Raw genomic sequence first — 314 nt, forward strand, 5'->3', positions numbered from 1 at the left:
GGTACTAATTACGTATCTAGAGGTGGTTGATAGAGCATTTATATAACTATGAGGCCGTCGTTTAAGTGTAGTGGTCAACTGATATTGGCCACGTTCCTAGAGTTTAACCAGAACAATCGTTCTGATTCATTGGGAGTCAAACCACCGTTGTATTGGTGCGGGCGGAGTTGGCAATAATACCCAATAATGTATCGAGTAATTTCTTGTTGTGCCTCTGCAAAGCTCCGATAACCTACTGTAGGTATCCATTCCGTCTTCAAGCTTCTAAAGAAGCGTTCCATTGGTGCATTATCCCAGCAATTTCCTCGTCGAGA

General features: G+C 43.0%; 1 protein-coding gene. It reads right to left on the bottom strand.

The window, feature by feature from the left end; all coding sequences use genetic code 11:
* Positions 1–74: 74 nt before the first annotated feature.
* A partial coding sequence (locus tag AB4486_RS25660) for an integrase core domain-containing protein (RefSeq protein ID WP_372119556.1) occupies positions 75–314 on the bottom strand: 240 nt, incomplete at its 5' end.

The organism is Vibrio sp. 10N.222.55.C6, assembly GCF_041473395.1.
GTDB classification, from domain to species: Bacteria; Pseudomonadota; Gammaproteobacteria; order Enterobacterales; family Vibrionaceae; genus Vibrio; species Vibrio crassostreae_C.